Raw genomic sequence first — 17,241 nt, forward strand, 5'->3', positions numbered from 1 at the left:
CAATCCAGTCGAGCCCAAGAGGCGAGGGTGCCAGGGATACGCGAATGGTAATTTCTGGGCTCGCTTCACCCGCCCCGCCCGCGAGGGACCAAGCAGTTCCCAGTTTAGCGCAATAGGTGATGATTTTCAAAGCAACTTTAGCTGAACAATTGTGTAAATTGTGTAAGCCTACGGAAGGTCGCTGCGCCGATGCAGATGTGGGGTGTGCCTGCTATAATAACAGCAATTGTACCAGTGACTGCCAATGAACCGCCCGAGCCTTGGCGATTGGAACATTTTATGCGTACCTTCGTTTGACAGCAGCCCGCGAATGACTTTGCGAGGACCGTAGATGCGGCCTATGAGAATTCAAGTGTGCAAACACTTGCTGGTTGTGGCAGGTCTGATTGCTGCCAGTTTGACACTTCAGGCCGACGAGAGTCAACCCATCGACTCGGCAGCCGACGTCCGCCAGGCCAACTCGGATTCCCCTATAGATTCGCTGCCGACGCCAGTCGCTGAGGGTGCACAAGATGTGCATTTTTTTGAAACGCGAATTCGTGCAGCGCTTATTGAGCATTGTCAAGGCTGCCATTCTCAAGCTACCGAAGCATCCGGCGGGCTATTATTGGATAGCCGCCAAGGCTGGCTCAGTGGCGGCGACTCAGGTCCAGCCATTCAGCCAGGCAGCGCGGACCACAGCTTGCTAATGCGAGCCGTTCGCTACAACGACCCCAAATTGCAAATGCCTCCGGACGGAAAATTGCCCGAGCATATCATTGCTGACTTCCAGCATTGGATCGACACAGGTGCCGCCGACCCACGTATGGCAGACGGCATAGTGTCCCAGCCATCCGCTCTCAGCGTTGATCAAGCCCATCAGCACTGGGCCTATCGTCCGTTGCCTGCCGCTGAGTCGTTTTCGGTCGGGTTTGATTTGCCGCTCGGTGAAGCTGTAGATTTTTTTGTCGATCAGCAATTAGCCTCTGCAGGCTTGCAACCGTTGGGTGCTGCTGCACCTTCCGTGTTATTGCGCCGGTTGTGTTTTGACTTGCATGGGTTGCCGCCCAGCCTGGAGCAGTTGCGGCGCATTGACGAGGCCGATGCGCAAGGCCAATCTACGGCCATGATCGAGCAGATCATTGACGAGTTGCTAGGCAGCGATTTGTACGGCGAGACGATTGCCAGACGCTGGATGGATGTGGTGCGTTACGCAGATTCCATCACCTTACGCGGCTTTATTCTGCCACAAGCCTGGCGCTACCGCGACTATCTGATCGACTCGTTCAATGCCGATCGTTCTTTCCAGTACATGATTCGCCAGCAAATTGCGGGTGACCTGCTGGCGACAGAAGATATTCATCTGCGGTCGCAGCACCTAGTGGCCACGACCATGTTGGCTATGGGCAATACCAATTTGGAGCAGCAAGATAAACTGCAATTAGAAATGGATTACTTGGACGAGCAATTGGATGTGATTGGCAGCGCATTTCTGGGCCAGACCTTGGGCTGTGCGCGATGTCACGATCACAAGTTCGATCCCATACCGACGCGAGATTATTACGCGCTGGCCGGCATTCTGCGGTCCTCGTCGGGTTTAGTTCACGCCAATGTCTCCGAGTGGATTGAGCGTCCATTGCCACTGGATGCAGCCGAGCAGCAGCGGTTCGATGAATTGGATGCCGAAGAAAAAAAGTTGCGCGATACTGTCAAGCAACTCAAACGACGCATGGAGGCGACGACCGCAGAGCCATCGGGCTTCATTGTCATCGACAAGTTGCCAGGCATCGTCATCGACAACCAGCAAGCGCGATTGGTCGGTCAATGGACATCGTCCACGCATGTTCGCCCCATCGTCGGCCAAGAGTACATTCATGACAGCGACGCGCAGAAAGGCGAAAAGTCGGCAACGTTCCAACCCGAGATGCTGCCGGCCGGGCGGTACGAAGTGCGTTTGGCGTATCAGGCCGGTGGAAATCGGGCTAGTCGTGTTATCGTCAAGGTGGCCAGCGCTGATGGCGAATTCGACGTGGAAATCAATCAGCAACAGCCAGCTTCCGAATCGGGTTTGTGGCGCAGTCTAGGTGTTTATCGCTTTGAACAGAATGGGCAGGCGTATGTGCTGGTCAGCAATACGGACACTCGCGGTCATGTCGTTTTGGATGCAGTACAGTTCTTGCCTGTACGCGATATTGACGGCCTAGTCGTGGCAAGCTCTACCGACAAAGCCGGGACGGTAGATCCGGTGGCGGCTAAGTCGGCCAATGATACGAGTTTAAGTAAGAGCCTTCCACGCTCTGGCGAGCGTAGCTACCAGGATTTGGCCGAGGCCTCTGATTTGTCTGCAGAACTCAAGGCGACCGAGCAGCGGCTAGCCAAAGTGCAGTCACAATTGCAGCTGCGTCCGAAGTATTTGACCGTGGTAGAGAATCGCCAGGCTGATGATCTGCCCATCCATATTCGCGGTGATGTGCATAACTTGGGGAAGGTGGTACCGCGCGGGTTCTTGACAGCCATTCAAAGTCCAGAGTTTGCAACGCGAGCAGCTCCGCCCAATCGACTGGACCTGGCCAATTGGATCGCAGATGAACATAATCCACTGACCGCGCGGGTGTATGTCAATCGTGTTTGGTCTTGGTTGATGGGCCAAGGTCTTGTCGCCAGTCTGAATAACTTTGGCACAACGGGAGCGGCACCCTCCCACCCTGAATTATTGGATTGGTTGGCTGTGAAATTCATTCAATCCGGCTGGTCGACCAAAAGCTTGGTGCGTGAAATCGTGCATTCACAAGCCTACCGTCGCGCAGCGGTTGGTGCTGAAACTACCGCTTCTATCCAAGGACAAAACGTCGATCCAGATGGGCGTTGGTACTGGCGGGGATACTCGCGGCGAATCCACGCCGAAGCGCTGCGTGATGCGATGTTGCTGGTCAGCGGCGAATTGGATTTCGCCCGCGGCGGCAGTCTGATCCAAGCTTCCGCCAAGACCGACTATGATTATATTCATCAATCGACGCGGCGCAGCGTTTACCAACCGGTCTTTCGCAACTCGTTGCCGCCACTGTTCGAGGCGTTTGACTTTGCCGATCCCAGCGTTTCGGTCGGCCAGAGGTCGCGAAGCACGGTGGCCAACCAAGGTCTGATACTGATGAATAGCCCTTGGGTGCGCAAGCGTGCTCAGCAGGCGGCTCGCCGTTATGTCGATCGAGCCGCCGAGGTAGGCACGCTGGCGGCAGTCGCCGAACTGCACCTAGCATGTGTCGGTCGGCCTGCGGACCCCCAGGAACGACTGCTGGCGGCTGAACTATTGCAAGTTGCCGAAACGAATACCGAACAACAGTTGGAACGTTGGACGCAGTGGATCCATGCGTTGATGTCGTCGTTGGATTTTCGATTTGTGGAGTAAGCCGATGCGATCAGGAATTCCACCTCTTGAAAGTACGCCACTGGGTGATAGTGCTGCTTCCGAGCTGCCCTTCTTGGCATCTCGCCGCAGTTGGCTGCAACATGCGGGTTGTGGATTCACAGGCTTGGCACTCGCTGCGCTGTCAAGCAAATCCGCCTCGGCCAATGACGCGGCTCGTGGCCTGATTGGCCCTGGGCATCACCCGCCGCGCGCTAAGCGCATTATCTTTCTGTTCATGCAAGGTGGTGTGAGCCAGGTCGATAGTTTTGACTACAAGCCACTGCTGGCCAAGCGTCACGGAGAGGCGCTCGTATTCAGCGACGCTCGGCAATTGGCTAAGACGGGCAAGCCAACTCAACAGCGAATCCTGCAGTCACCCTGGAAGTTTCAGGCCTACGGCCAAACTGGTCGCATGGTCTCGGAACTGTTTCCGCATACCGCTCAGCACATCGACCAAATGACCATGTTGCATGGCATGCACACTCAGGGTGTTGCGCATGGGCCGGCGACGCTATTCCTGCATTGTGGAGCCACCAATTCGGTGCGCCCATCGATGGGTGCTTGGGTTTTGTACGGATTGGGTAGTCAGAACGAAAACTTGCCAGGCTTTGTGTCGATAGCCCCTTCCATTGGCAACGGCGGGCCGCGCAATTACGGACATGCATTCTTGCCGGCGGTCTACCAAGGTACACGCATCGGTGGGGCGAGCGATGAGGCTCTAAGCATCGACAGTTTGACTCCGGGCAGTGAACCACCCAGCATTAGTCGCCAGCGGTTCGAGCTGTTGCAAGCGCTGAACGCGCGACAATTAAGTCGGCGCGCGATTGTCGATAGCGAATTAGCAGCAGCTATGCAGTCCTACGAGCTTGCTTGGCGCATGCAAACTGCGGCGCCCGAGCTGCTTGATATGTCCAACGAATCGGAAGAGACCCAGCGGCTGTACGGTCTGGATGACGAACGGACTCGCAGCTACGGTCAACGCTGCCTGCTGGCCCGACGCATGTGCGAAGCTGGAGTCCGCTTTATCCAAGTCAACTACGGCGATAATTCGGCCAACCCGGCCTGGGACCAACACTCAAACATCGTTAAACATGCCGACCATGCCGCAGCCGTCGATCGACCCATCGCCGGACTGCTGACCGATCTGCAGCGGCGCGGGTTATTGGACGATACGATCGTCTGGTGGGGCAGCGAATTCGGTAGAACTCCCTACGCGCAGGACAACGGGACGGGGCGCGACCACAATCCTGTAGGGTTTACAGTCTGGTTGGCTGGGGGCGGATTTCGGCCTGGCGTCACTCATGGTCAGACCGATGAATTTGGTTTCGAGGCGATTCAAGGCAAAGTACACATGCACGATCTGCACGCCACTTTGCTGCATCAGTTGGGCTTGGATCACACGCGGCTGACCTATCGTCATGCCGGTCGCGACTATCGACTGACCGATGTTCATGGCCGAGTCGTAGACAAGATCATTTAACGGATTGTCGATCATGGATGCGGACGGACATTGGGGCAATGGGAAGCTGTTGTGGGATTTGCCCGAATTGGTACGTCCGGATCAACTGTTGCGTGTGCCGCCCGAGCAGGATGTCCCCATCACGAATCGGGTGCGAACTGTCCTGGACACCCCGGCCATGCAACGACTGCGGCACATTTCGCAGCTTGGCTTGGTTGCATACGTCTATCCCGGCGCCGTGCACACTCGACTAGAGCATTCGCTGGGCGTCTATCGCTTGGCCTGTCAGGTACTCAGGCACTTAGGGCAAGCTCAGCCCGAACTATTAAGCAGCATATCTGCGTCGGATATCAAATTGTTCCTGCTTGCAGCCTTGTTGCACGATGTGGGGCACTGGCCGTACTGTCACCCCATCGAGGACATGCGGTTGGCGGACGTACCAGGTCACGAACAGGCCGCGCGCTACTGGATTACGCAAGGAATCCTGGCCGAGACTATCGAGCGCGATTGGTCAGTTGATCCGCAAGGCGTTGCCGATTTTCTCTCGCAGCCTGCGATGGACGGTCGCCGACGGCTGTTACAGCATATTCTGAATGGTCCAGTCGATATCGACAAAATGGACTATCTGCAGCGCGACAGCCTTCATGCCGGCGTTCCCTATGGCAGGAACTTTGACGTTGCCCGGTTGCTCAGTAGCCTGCGGCTTGATGCTGAGCACGGTCTGACGATCACTGGCAAGGGCAAGACGGCTGCGGAGATGATGGTCTTCAGTCGTTACGTAATGTTCAGTGAAGTCTACTGGCATCATGGAGTGCGAAGTGCAACCGCTATGTTACAGCGGTTGGTATTTCGTCTGCGCGGGCAATTGCCCGTGATTGCTTGGCGTGCCATGTCCGATGCAGAGTTCCAGGCAGCATTGTTGAACTGCTGCCAAAAGCATGCCGAACTAGAACCGCTGGCCAGAGGCTTATTTGGTCAACAACGCCGATTATACAAGCGTTGTGGACAGTACAGTTATTCATCGCATCCGCAGGTGCATCGCGCCCTGGCGCATCGGCCATTTGAAGAACTGGTCGCCTGCAGCCAGCGGTTGAGCCAAAGACTATCCAGACACTTAAATATAGGCATTGGTTCTGACCAACTGCTGATCGATGCACCGCCGAGCAAGTTAGAGATTCAATTTCGCCTGAACGTACAGACAGGTAACCAAACGCAACCGCTGGCGGACTTATCGCCCGTCGTTCACACGTTGGCCACTGAGCAGTTTGACAAACACGTCAAACAAGTCCGCATCTTTGTCGCCCCCGACGTGCGCGACAAATTGCAGATATCGCCAACAGAATTGACGGAGTTACTATTGGAAAGCGCTTCAGCGATTCAATGCAAAGCCTGAAGGCCGTTGATCCAGATAGGCAGTTTGCCAATCTATCCTGCAGGAAAAAACTGCACTAATTTGCTGATCGCCCGCAAGTATCTTGCACACTCTCAGCCGGTTCATTGAATCTGTACCTATGATTCGATCGTGATCGAGTTAGCCATCTTTTTGCGACGCTCGATTTTATTGGACCGGCGGTGTTCGGCCCAAGTAGTGCTGAAATACGCATTTCTAATCGCTCATCCTCGAGCAGTTAGTTTGCAAATTACCTAGCGTCCAGCCAGCTCGTGGCGGGGTGCTGGGAAGTATGCAACTTAGGTGTTACCAGCACTTAGCTTACCAGCGACCTCGTGCCAGCTACATCATCGGCGGAGTCGATTGACAAGTTCTTTGAGGAGCTATGGGAACAATAAGGCGCGCGTCCGTCTGGTGGCTACTGTCGCCAGACGGTGGTCGCGTAGGGTTGGCGATAGGCGTGTTGCAAGTTGCCTGTTCGGCATAAGCCGATCTTGTACAAAGTTGCTCAATTTCGGGCAGCCAATGGTCGAAAGTCAATTATCTGGCTACATAGCGCCACGGTTGGTTGGCGATTTTACGTAGCAGCATTCGACCGCACTCTCGCATGGAAGTGGCACGGCGGTTGAAATTTGCCCATTGGGCAGAATGCAGTGCCATGAAGAAGCCATTCTCGAAACTCTCGCCTCGAACTTGGGCGGTGTTAATCGCGTCGGTAGGTACCTTTTTATCGGTTCCGTTTCTCAAGTCTCACACACCTAGTAAGCGGTCCGCTCCCAATACTGTATCGCCGCCTGTGGCAACCACCGCAGTGTCAGACAGTGGATCGTCTCAGGGTTCGCCGGGCAGTGAACAAGGCGTGAGAGAGGATCGTTCATCCAGTCCATCAGATACCGATGTCCGACAGGCCACGAGTTCTAAAGCTGCCGACACCTGGGCCGGCATGGAAAGGCTGTCTGACGCAGTATCTGCACCGGCAGAGTTGCCTTCGTGGGCGCGCAAGCCAAGTCCATTAGATGCTCTGATGTCAGGGCAGATTTCAAGCGCACCTGCGAAGGCGATTGAGAGAAAGGTCATTGTTTCGCCACCAGCCCGTGATTCGACTGCCCACCAATTGCCCAATCCTGCAGATCAGGTTGAATCTAAAACTAAACCTTCTCAAGCCAGCGGTTTCGGACGGTATACTCCGTTTGCCGATGATCGCCTGGAACACAGTAGCCAAGGCGCGTTAGCGTTGTCTGCGGTGGCCTGGCCCGATCAGGATTGGTTGCCGGACGTTCAGACATTAGCCAGCGAAGTTACCCGGAAAAATATGGATGTGCCAACTGCTGCCCGAACTCATGGCTCAGAATCGGCGGATTTCGCCAGCAATGGTCGTCCGATGATAATCCTGGGAGGTGCCGTTGGAGCTGGTTCGCAGCGTCTGATTCAGGCAACACTGAATTCGAGGGTCAATGGACCCACTAGCAGCTCTGATATCCAGCAGCCTGCAAGGCGCATTGGCGCAGCACTGCGTAGTCAATTGCCACCTAGTCCCGAGCTGGTGATTGAGCAGCCTGTGGGGCGAGCGGCAGTCGGAAATCTACCGTAGCCAGATGGTGGTTTCATTTCTGTCGCGTGCTGAAAAGACAACCGCACTGTTGCGGCGAGCGGTGAGGTGTGGACTCAACCGCTCGCCGGACAATCATGTAACCGACGTAGCGCTTGTGCTTGTCAGGTCGTTATGCAAGTTGCACTTGCCAAAAGGTGGTGTGTCATCTGGCAACCAGGTTCTTGGCGAGCGTAGTTAGTTAACTGCAGCCCATCGAGTTGCCACAGTTGTGGCATAAGTAACAATTGCCATTGCGGACGGTGATTGAGCCGCAGTTATCGCAGGTAGGCGCATCGGATTGGAAGCCAGCGAATTGTGAGTCGCGAGTATTCTTGTTGGCCAACCCCGATCCGACCTCTGCCACCATTCCAGTCGCCGGACTGTGGCCAGCTCGCAGCGAGTGTCCATTAGCACCAACCGCTTGTAGGCTGTCCGTGTGCAACGCCCCATTCCCGTCGGCTTGCGTGGCGACCTTGGTATCGGAAGCCTGATCCGAGTCAGCTTTGTGCATCTCGCTCATCGCCGCTCGGTACCCTGGCAGGAAAGTCAGCCCCATCCAGCGGAAGATATAATCTACCACGCTTTTGGCGATGCGAATCTCGGGATTGGTGGTGGGTCCCATGGGCTCGAATCGCGTGTGGCTGAACTTGTTGACCAATACTTCCAGTGGAACGCCGTATTGCAACGACATGGAAATAGCGGTTCCGAAGGCGTCCATTAGACCACCGACGGTTGAGCCCTCTTTGGCCATCGTGATGAACAGCTCACCAGGCCGACCGTCCGGATACAGCCCGACGTTCAGATAACCTTCGTGACCTGAAATATTGAACTTGTGGGTCACCGATTGACGCGTGTCCTGCAAGCGTTCGCGGCGCGCCTTATAGATCACCTTGGGCTGTTCAGCAGCCTTCTTGTCGGTTTCCGTGGTCGTATTGAGCGGTTGGCTTTGCTTGGAACCATCGCGATAAATGGCGATGGCCTTCAAACCCAGCTCCCAACCCCAGAAGTAGGCGTCGGCAATGTCCTTGGGGGAAACATCGGTGGGCATATTGACCGTCTTGGAAATCGCGCCCGACAAGAATGGCTGGGCGGCGGCCATCATTTGTACGTGAGCTTTCCAGGGAATGCTGCGCGTGCCAGCGGCAGGTTTAAAGGCGCAATCGAATACCGCCAAGTGATCCTGGCTGATATGCGGCGCGCCTTCGATCATGTCGTGCCGATCGATGTAGGCCACAATATCTTGAACCTGCTGAGGCTGATAACCCAGCGTCTCCAGGCCCAGCGCCACGCAGCGATTAACGATCTTCAGCATTCCGCCACCAGCCAATTGCTTGTACTTGACCAGCGCGATGTCGGGCTCGATGCCCGTAGTGTCGCAATCCATCATAAAGCTGATGGTGCCGGTGGGAGCCAACACGGTGGCCTGAGCGTTGCGATAGCCGTAGCGCTCACCCAGCTCGATCACCTTATCCCACAACTGGCGGGCGGCATCTTTGAGATATCCAGGGCCGGCGTCGCTAATCTTTTCCACTTCGTCACGGTGCATATGCATGACGCGCTGCATCGGCTGCTGGTTGCGATGGTATTCTGCGAACGGTCCAACGACTCCAGCCATTTCAGCGCTGGCCAGATTGGCTGCACCATGCAGCAACGCGGTAATGCTGCCGCAAATCGAACGGGCTTGATCCGAATCGTACGGCACGCCGGCGGTCATCACCAGGCTACCCAGGTTGGAGTAGCCCAGTCCCAACGGGCGGAACAGATGACTATTCTTGGCGATATCCTGCGTGGGATAGCTGGCATGATCGACCAGAATTTCTTGGGCAATGAAGAACAGTCGAGCCGCAGCCGTGAATCGCTGGACATCAAACGTACCGTCCTCATTGCGGAACTTCATCAGGTTGATGCTGGCTAGATTGCAGGCCGTGTTATCCAGGAACATATATTCCGAGCACGGATTGCTGGCGTTGATACGGCCAGAGTTAGGGCAGGTGTGCCATTTGTTGATCGTGGTGTCGTACTGCACACCAGGGTCACCGCAATGCCATGCGCAATCGGCCATCTTGTTTAGCAATTCGCGAGCTGGATAGGTCGGCGGCTGGCCGGATGTTTTGTTGCTGACCCAGGAGGTGGTCCAGGATCGGTCATCGCGGACTGCCTGCATGAATTCGTCGGTGACGCGCACCGATAAATTGGCATTTTGGAAGAAGACCGAAGAATAAGCTTCGCCGTTGAAGTTCGATTCGTATCCTTCGCGGATCAAAGCATGCGCCTTCAGCTCTTCATTCCACTTGCACTGGATGAATTCCATGATGTCGGGATGCGTAATCTTCAGCGATTGCATCTTGGCGGCGCGACGCGTCTTGCCGCCGCTCTTGATCACGCCGGCGATCGAGTCGTAAACGCGCATGAATGACAGTGGACCAGATGGGGTCCCGCCACCGGACAGCTTTTCGCGCGAACTGCGAATGGTCGACAGATCGGTACCCGTACCGCTACCGAATTTGAACAGCATGGCTTCGCTGCTGGCCAGTCGCATGATGTCCTCCATGTTGTCTTCCACGCTCTGGATGAAACATGCGGAGGCCTGCGGATACTGGTAGGGATTCTCTGGCTGTTCGACGACCAGCGTTTCCGGATTGCAATTCCAGGTACACTTGGAACCGGTGACACCGTACTCGTGGAACAATCCCACGTTGAACCAGACCGGTGAATTAAATGATCCATATTGATGCAGGCACAACCAAGAGAGTTCCCGGTAGAACGTCTCCCCCTCTTGTGCCGATGCAAAATAGCCGTCTGCGACCCCCCAGTCAGCAATGGTTCGCGTGACACGATGGATCAATTGACGGACACTTTTTTCGCGCTGCGGTGTTCCGGGTTCGCCGTAAAAATACTTGCTGACCACCACGTTGGTAGCCAACTGACTCCAGCTTTGCGGGATCTGGCAATCGGTCTGCTCGAATAGAGCCTGACCGCTTTCGTCCTTAATCGCTGCGCTACGCGTCTCCCACTGGACCGTATCGAATGGATCGATGCCTGCCGGACAAAACTGGTTCGGAACCGACAGGCTCCGTTGGCGATTCTTGTCGTTCACGCGATTGCCCTGGGGATTTACTGTTCGTTTGCTGCTGCGCGCCTTGCGCCGATCAACTTCCACCGTTGCCATTTGCTACAATCTCCTTAATTGTTTGCGATATCCGACAACCTGGGGCAACCCATGCGCAATTGCGCATCGGCTCCCGGCCACCCGAAGGTGTTCACCCTTAAAGAAGAAATTACTGAACCTACGTTCACCATCGTGGTTAGTCGTGGGGCTTCTCTGCTAGGGCTCTCCGCCCGCATCAAGACTCCTCTGACTAAGATGTCGGACACGGGTGACCACTATCTATAGTATATCCAGTGGCGACGTGTACAACATATAGCACTTCCGCAAGAGTCTATCGTTTCTTCTGGGCCTGTCAAATTTTGTTCTCCGGTAGTTCGTAAATGGCTATCCAGCGAGCACTTCCAGCAAAATCCCAACAGGTGCGACCGGATCGAACCGCAGTCGATTTGCCGTCGTAACTATCATCTGCCACACGGTTTGTGAATTTTCCATTAACTGTCTTCAGACGCCACAAATTCGCGCGTCGGTAAAAAATTTTTTTGCTTGCAAAACGACTCGCTGTCAATTCGGGTTGTGTGCGCTGTCTGGGGTAGGGTGGATGCGCTGGCCACGGCTGTGCCGCTAAATTTCTACAATTCGCGCGCGGCAATTGGAGTGTTGCCAATCGCGGTGGCTTACACTACTTCACTTTACGCCGTGACCAACAAACTCCTAGACCTCACAGGTGCATCCTTGACCATCCCTACAGCGCTCTCGCATCCGCTCTCTACCGCGCAACCCAAGATTAGTGCATTCCCCAAGTGTTACTTAGAAGAAATCTCCAAACAGCGCATGTCGTTGTTTGCATGGATTGAAATGGCCAAGCAATTGGACTGCGATGGCCTGGAGATGTATGAAGGCTTCTTCACCAACCTCGATCAGAGCTATCTGCTCGAGGTCCGCGCCGCTATCGAGCAGGCCGGTTTTGCCATGCCCATGCTGTGTTGCTCCCCGGATTTCACGCATCCGGAAGCCCAGCGTCGCAGCCATGCGATTGAGTATCAGCAGAAGATGATCCGCGTCGCATACACTCTTGGCGGACCGGGCACTGTGTGTCGTGTGCTGAGCGGACAGCGCTGGCCGCAAGTTACTCGCCAGCAGGGCTTGGAATATGCCAGTCAAGGAATCTTGGCCTGTATCCCACTGGCACAAGAGTTGGATGTGGTGCTGGGGATCGAGAATCACTACAAGGATGGTTTTTGGCTGTATCCTGAATTCGCACAGAAGCAGGACGTCTTTCTGGACCTGCTGGCTCTTATACCAGCCTCGAAGCATTTCGGGGTCCAGTATGATCCCAGCAACGCCGTAGTCGCCGGAGATGATCCAGTTCAGCTTCTGCGCCACGTTGCACCGCGCGTCGTGAGCATGCACGCCAGCGACCGGTATTTGGCACCAGGCGCGACACTTGAAGATCTGAAAACCGCCGATGGTGCTGCGGGCTATGCTGCGATTTTGCACCATGGCGTAACCGGGCGTGGGCTAAACGATTATGATGCCATCTTCACTATCCTGCGGGATGCCGGTTACTGCGGTTGGATAAGCATCGAAGATGGCATGAATGGGATGGATGAGATGGCCGAGTCGCTAAAATTTTTACGAGATTCGGTTGCCAAGTATTGGTCCAAGGCAGGTCAGGCCTAAACAGTACATTACGATCGCAACCGTTCACGCGCTGGGGCAGGTGGGACAACCGCGAGCGGTGAAGACCATTCGGTAAATCTTGATGTATGCCTACCGTGACCAGATCGCTCATAAGCACCAGTTGCGACCCCGCGCCGGCCCACCACTTACACGAACACTATTTGGCTTGATCGGCTATCAACAAAACTCACTTAATGCGGAGGAACATTCAGCATGAAACTCAAACGTTCATTAATCGGCGCGGTGCTGGCGGTAGTGGCGGTAGGCGTGCCGCTGCAAGCCCAGCCCACGAAGCGAGTCGTCTTTCTGGCCGGGCGACCAAGTCACGGCTATGGTTCTCACGAGCACTTGGCTGGTTGTCGCCTGCTGGCTGATGCGATCCAGCGCAGTACCAAAGGGCAGGTTGTATGTGACGTATACGGCAACGGTTGGCCGGAGGACGACAGCGTGCTAGACGGAGCAGATGCCATCGTCATGTATTGCGATGGTGGTGGCGGACATCCGGCACTGCGTCATTTGCCGAGGCTGGGAGAGTTGATGAAGCGCGGCGTTGGCTTCACCTGCCTGCACTATGCCGTCGAGGTGCCCAAGGAGCATGGGGGTAGCGAGTTTTTAGAATGGCTGGGAGGCTATTTCGAAACGCATTGGTCGGTCAATCCGCACTGGGTAGCCGAGTATACGCAATTGCCCGAGCACCCGGTGACACGCGGCGTCAATCCATTCAAGGCGAACGACGAATGGTATTTTCACATGCGGTTTCGTCCCGAACTGGCCGGAGTAACGCCGATCCTGAGTGCCGTGGCGCCCGACCATACGATGCTGCGCCCGGATGGTCCACATAGCGGCAATCCCGAGGTGCGCAAGGAGGTTGCTCAGAAGGTTCCTCAGCACACGGCCTGGGTATTTGAGCGGCCGGACGGCGGACGTTCGTTTGGTTTTACCGGCGGACACTTTCATTGGAATTGGGGCCGCGAGGAGATTCTGCGGCTGGTTTGCAACGCCATACTTTGGACGACCCAGGCCGAAGTTCCTAAAGATGGATTGCCGGTCCTGCGTCCGAGCGTTGAAACTCTCGAGCAGGGACAGGACGAGCAGATTCCCAAGGATCATGAGCGCGAGAAACTGTTGAAAGAATTTCAGCTCCTGTCGCGACCCAAAGACTCGGATCAATCCAGAGTGAGCGACCAGAAACGACCAGGCACCAATCAACAAGCAGCTACGGATGGCTCAAGCATAGATTCACTGCACGACCCCAATCAAGCGGTTGGTCGACTGCGGGTCGCTTCAGGCCTACAGGTCACGTTGGCCGCTTCGGAGCCCATGCTGCAGTCATTGACCAATTTGGACGTTGATCATCGGGGGCGTGTGTGGGTGTGTGAGGTGGTCAATTATCGCGGGCATCTGGGCAAGCGGCCCGCCGGCGACCGTATTCTCATCTTGGAAGATGAGGACGCCGATGGCGTGATGGATACATGTAAAGTGTTCTACCAGGGCACCGATATCGACTCGGCCATGGGCATCTGCGTGTTGGGCAATCGTGTTATCGTATCGGCGTCGCCTAATGTATGGAGCTTTGTCGATGAAGATGGCGATGATGTGCCCGACAGAAAAGATTTGCTGTTTAGCAAGACAGGACAACCGCAGCACGATCACTCCGCGCATAGTTTCATTTTTGGTCCTGACGGCAAGCTGTACTGGAATTTCGGCAATACGGGCCAGGCCGTGCATGATGCGCAAGGTCAGCCCGTGGTGGATATGGCTGGTAACCAGGTGATCGACAACGGCCAGCCCTATTACGGCGGTATGGTGTTTCGCTGCAATTTAGATGGTAGTGAGTTCGAAACCCTGGCTCACAATTTTCGCAACAATTACGAAATTGCTATCGACTCGTTTGGTACTCTGTGGCAGACCGACAATGATGACGATGGCAATAAAGCCGCGCGCGTTAATTATGTGATGGAGTATGGCAACTACGGATATCGCGATGAATTGACTGGGGCGGGATGGCAAGCGATGCGCGTCAACATGGAAGGCACGATTCCTGAACAGCACTGGCATCTGAATGATCCAGGCGTCGTGCCCACCATGTTGATTACTGGGTCCGGATCGCCTTCGGCGGCGACTATTTACGAAGGAGACCTGTTGCCCGCCACCTTTCGCAATCAACTGATTCACTGCGAACCAGGCCATCACGTGGTACGCGCGTATCCAACCACAATCCTCGGAGCCGGATATGCTGCCTCGATCGAGAATTTGTTGAAAGCCACCAGCGACCAGTGGTTTCGCCCCGTGGATGTGTGTGCGGCTCCGGACGGTAGTCTGCTGGTCACCGATTGGTATGACCCTGGAGTGGGCGGTCATCAGATGGGCGACCTGGATCGAGGTCGCCTTTTTCGCATCGCTCCTCCCGATAGCAAGTATCACATTCCCAAACTCGACGTATCGACCCCGGTACGAGCCGTCTCGGCATTGGCCAGTCCGAACGCTTCCGTGCGGTATTTGGCCTGGCAAGCCATTGAGCATTTTGGCAAGTCGGCTCAAGCCGCACTGGAGCAAATGGCTACCGACCAGAATCCGCGATTTCGCGCTCGAGCTTATTGGGCTCTGGGTAAGCTGCCTGGACATGGTAAAGCGGTCGTGGCCTCAGCACTGTCGGACCCGGATGCCGACGTGCGTTGCATGGCGATTCGCCTAGCCAGACAGTTGAGGCTTGCGCCCAGCGAGTACAGTTTTAAAGTCGTGAGTGATGCCTCGGCCGCAGTTCGACGCGAGTTGGCTATAGCGCTCAGGCTGGATACATCACCGGAGATGCCGCAAACCTGGGCCACGCTGGCCTGTAGCTACGCCGGACAAGACCGCTGGTACTTGGAAGCGCTGGGGATTGGTGCACATCTGCGCTGGGACGAATGTTTTGATGCGTATGTTGCTCGCAGTGCATCGATGGGGGCAGAGGCTCATGCAGATATTGTCTGGCGATCCCGCTCAGATAGAACGGCTTCTCACCTGATTGCAACGCTCTGCGGTCAGGATCTCGCAGTCGCACAATCCGCCCAACTTTTGCGCGGGCTTGAGTTTCAATCCGCAGCTACCAGACAGCACGTAGTCGACGGTGCACTTGAGTATTTGAGTACGCTGACGGTTGCCAGTGAAACGCAACAGTCACTGATCATCCAGTTGCTGATGCGAGCCCCGGATGGACAACAGCGCTCCACTATGAAGGGGCTTCAGGAGCACGTGGTCAGCTATTTTCCAAAAGCATCGCGCCAGCAACAATTTGAGATACTGGAGAAGCTGAGTATCCCCGACGCTGAACAAAAATGGATCGAGTTAATAAGGGGCGCGACTTTAGATGCGATTGCAGCGCGAGCAGCAGAGCGCTTCTTCGACAGCGTTTCGTTCGAGAAGTGGTCTGAGCAGTTTACAACCACAGACCAGACGTATGCCATCAAAATGGCAGAGGCGCTAGCAGCCTCAAACCCGCGCTCGGCCCGCCCGGTACTGCTGGAGATTTTGAGAACCGATGCCATTGCTGCACCGATAAAGGTGATCGCCGCCAAGGGCCTGACACGCACGCCGCGCGGAGCCGAGCAATTACTGGAGATGGCAGAGGCAAACACTCTGATTGCCGAAGCACGATTGATAGTCGGATCACTGCTGCGTGAACATGCCAGCGAGGCAATTCGACAGCGAGCCACCGAACTGTTCCCGCCGCTGAAATCCAAGGCCGCAGAGCCATTACCGCCGCTTGCCGCCCTAGTACAAAAGAGCGGAGATGCCGAGCGCGGCGCCGAGGTGTACCGTGGGGTAGCTACCTGTGCGAAATGTCATCCGCTGCAGGGTGATGGCAAGCAAATTGGCCCCGACCTAAGCGAAATTGGTGACAAACTTGCCAAGGAGGCGCTGTACGTGGCCATTCTAGACCCATCTGCCGGTTTGAGCCACAATTTTGAAACGTATGCGGCAGTCACTGCTGATGGACAGCTCATTACAGGACTATTAGTTAGTCAGACCCAGCAGCATATAGTGTTGCGCGATGCCGAGGGGCTGGATCACAACCTGAATCAGTCCGACTTAGAGAGCTTTGCCAAACAGTCCGTGTCGCTGATGCCGAGTAACTTGGTCGAAGCGCTGACTGTCGGCCAGCTAGTGGATCTTGTGGAGTACTTGCAAAGCCTGAAGAAATTTGGGGCGGACAACAGTCAGTAACTTGGTGTGATGGTTACCACAGCCATGCGCGGGTGGGGCCGGTGTTGAACATGGCTGCACGCGACGGCGTGTAATAATACTGCTCGCCAAAGGACATATAGCTGGCGTTCACCGCAGGACGTGCGGGGTTGTAACCGATCCACTGATACCATTCTGTACGGTACATTCGCTGCTCAGCTTCGTAGCGAGCGCGTTGTTGGGAAATTGTCAGTGGCTTGAACGGAACGTAGTAGCCCGATGCGTGCGATAAGGAAGTTGCTGTGGGTCGCGACAAGGGCGCCTCTGCCGGCAGAGTCTCCTGGACTTCCTGGGCATTTACGCTCGCGGCTAGTGCAACCAAGATTCCCAAGCAGGCGACTCGAAAACCATACAATCTGGTGGGTGCAGGACGTAAATTCATCTTGAAGTTCTCAACTGGTCG

At 55.5% G+C, this 17,241-nt stretch carries 8 protein-coding genes; 6 read left to right on the forward strand and 2 right to left on the reverse strand.

What is annotated here, in order from left to right; translation table 11 throughout:
• Positions 1-331 precede the first annotated feature (331 nt).
• The 4 genes from KF752_06795 to KF752_06810 all read left to right on the forward strand — a co-directional run bounded on the left by KF752_06795 (position 332) and on the right by KF752_06810 (position 7,825).
• Entirely contained in the window at positions 332-3,385 is a 3,054-nt protein-coding gene (locus KF752_06795) for a DUF1553 domain-containing protein (protein MBX3421249.1), read from the forward strand.
• A 4-nt stretch (positions 3,386-3,389) separates the two neighbouring features.
• Positions 3,390-4,865 (forward strand): DUF1501 domain-containing protein, encoded by a 1,476-nt coding sequence (locus KF752_06800; protein ID MBX3421250.1) that lies wholly within the window; start codon positions 3,390-3,392, stop codon positions 4,863-4,865.
• A gap of 13 nt (positions 4,866-4,878) precedes the next feature.
• The gene (locus tag KF752_06805; GenBank protein ID MBX3421251.1) at positions 4,879-6,237 is read left to right on the forward strand and encodes an HD domain-containing protein; all 1,359 of its coding nucleotides are present in this window, start codon (positions 4,879-4,881) and stop codon (positions 6,235-6,237) included.
• A gap of 655 nt (positions 6,238-6,892) precedes the next feature.
• On the forward strand, positions 6,893-7,825 hold the full coding sequence (locus tag KF752_06810; protein ID MBX3421252.1) for a hypothetical protein: 933 nt from the start codon (positions 6,893-6,895) through the stop codon (positions 7,823-7,825).
• A 199-nt stretch (positions 7,826-8,024) separates the two neighbouring features.
• On the opposite strand, the gene KF752_06815 is transcribed toward KF752_06810, so the two are convergent.
• The gene (locus tag KF752_06815) at positions 8,025-10,994 is read right to left on the reverse strand and encodes a vitamin B12-dependent ribonucleotide reductase (protein MBX3421253.1); all 2,970 of its coding nucleotides are present in this window, start codon (positions 10,992-10,994) and stop codon (positions 8,025-8,027) included.
• A 771-nt stretch (positions 10,995-11,765) separates the two neighbouring features.
• Between KF752_06815 and KF752_06820 the strand changes: the two genes are divergently transcribed.
• Together KF752_06820 and KF752_06825 are read left to right on the forward strand one after the other, a co-directional pair.
• Positions 11,766-12,614 carry a TIM barrel protein gene (locus tag KF752_06820; GenBank protein MBX3421254.1) on the forward strand — a complete coding sequence of 283 codons (849 nt, stop codon included), beginning with the start codon at positions 11,766-11,768 and terminating at the stop codon, positions 12,612-12,614.
• A 213-nt stretch (positions 12,615-12,827) separates the two neighbouring features.
• Positions 12,828-16,820, forward strand: a complete 3,993-nt coding sequence (locus tag KF752_06825; protein MBX3421255.1) for a ThuA domain-containing protein — start codon at positions 12,828-12,830, stop codon at positions 16,818-16,820.
• A 13-nt stretch (positions 16,821-16,833) separates the two neighbouring features.
• On the opposite strand, the gene KF752_06830 is transcribed toward KF752_06825, so the two are convergent.
• On the reverse strand, positions 16,834-17,220 hold the full coding sequence (locus KF752_06830) for a hypothetical protein (GenBank protein ID MBX3421256.1): 387 nt from the start codon (positions 17,218-17,220) through the stop codon (positions 16,834-16,836).
• Positions 17,221-17,241: the final 21 nt, after the last annotated feature.

The sequence above is a fragment of the Pirellulaceae bacterium genome (assembly GCA_019636385.1).
Taxonomy (GTDB): Bacteria; Planctomycetota; Planctomycetia; order Pirellulales; family Pirellulaceae; genus Aureliella.

What these genes read in the sequence shown, in the direction of transcription:
- KF752_06795 (MBX3421249.1), top strand. Translation starts at nt 332, where the DNA reads ATGCGGCCTATGAGAATTCAAGTGTGCAAACACTTGCTGGTTGTGGCA.
- KF752_06800 (MBX3421250.1), top strand. Translation starts at nt 3,390, where the DNA reads ATGCGATCAGGAATTCCACCTCTTGAAAGTACGCCACTGGGTGATAGT.
- KF752_06805 (MBX3421251.1), top strand. Translation starts at nt 4,879, where the DNA reads ATGGATGCGGACGGACATTGGGGCAATGGGAAGCTGTTGTGGGATTTG.
- KF752_06810 (MBX3421252.1), top strand. Translation starts at nt 6,893, where the DNA reads ATGAAGAAGCCATTCTCGAAACTCTCGCCTCGAACTTGGGCGGTGTTA.
- KF752_06815 (MBX3421253.1), bottom strand. Translation starts at nt 10,994, where the DNA reads ATGGCAACGGTGGAAGTTGATCGGCGCAAGGCGCGCAGCAGCAAACGA.
- KF752_06820 (MBX3421254.1), top strand. Translation starts at nt 11,766, where the DNA reads ATGTCGTTGTTTGCATGGATTGAAATGGCCAAGCAATTGGACTGCGAT.
- KF752_06825 (MBX3421255.1), top strand. Translation starts at nt 12,828, where the DNA reads ATGAAACTCAAACGTTCATTAATCGGCGCGGTGCTGGCGGTAGTGGCG.
- KF752_06830 (MBX3421256.1), bottom strand. Translation starts at nt 17,220, where the DNA reads ATGAATTTACGTCCTGCACCCACCAGATTGTATGGTTTTCGAGTCGCC.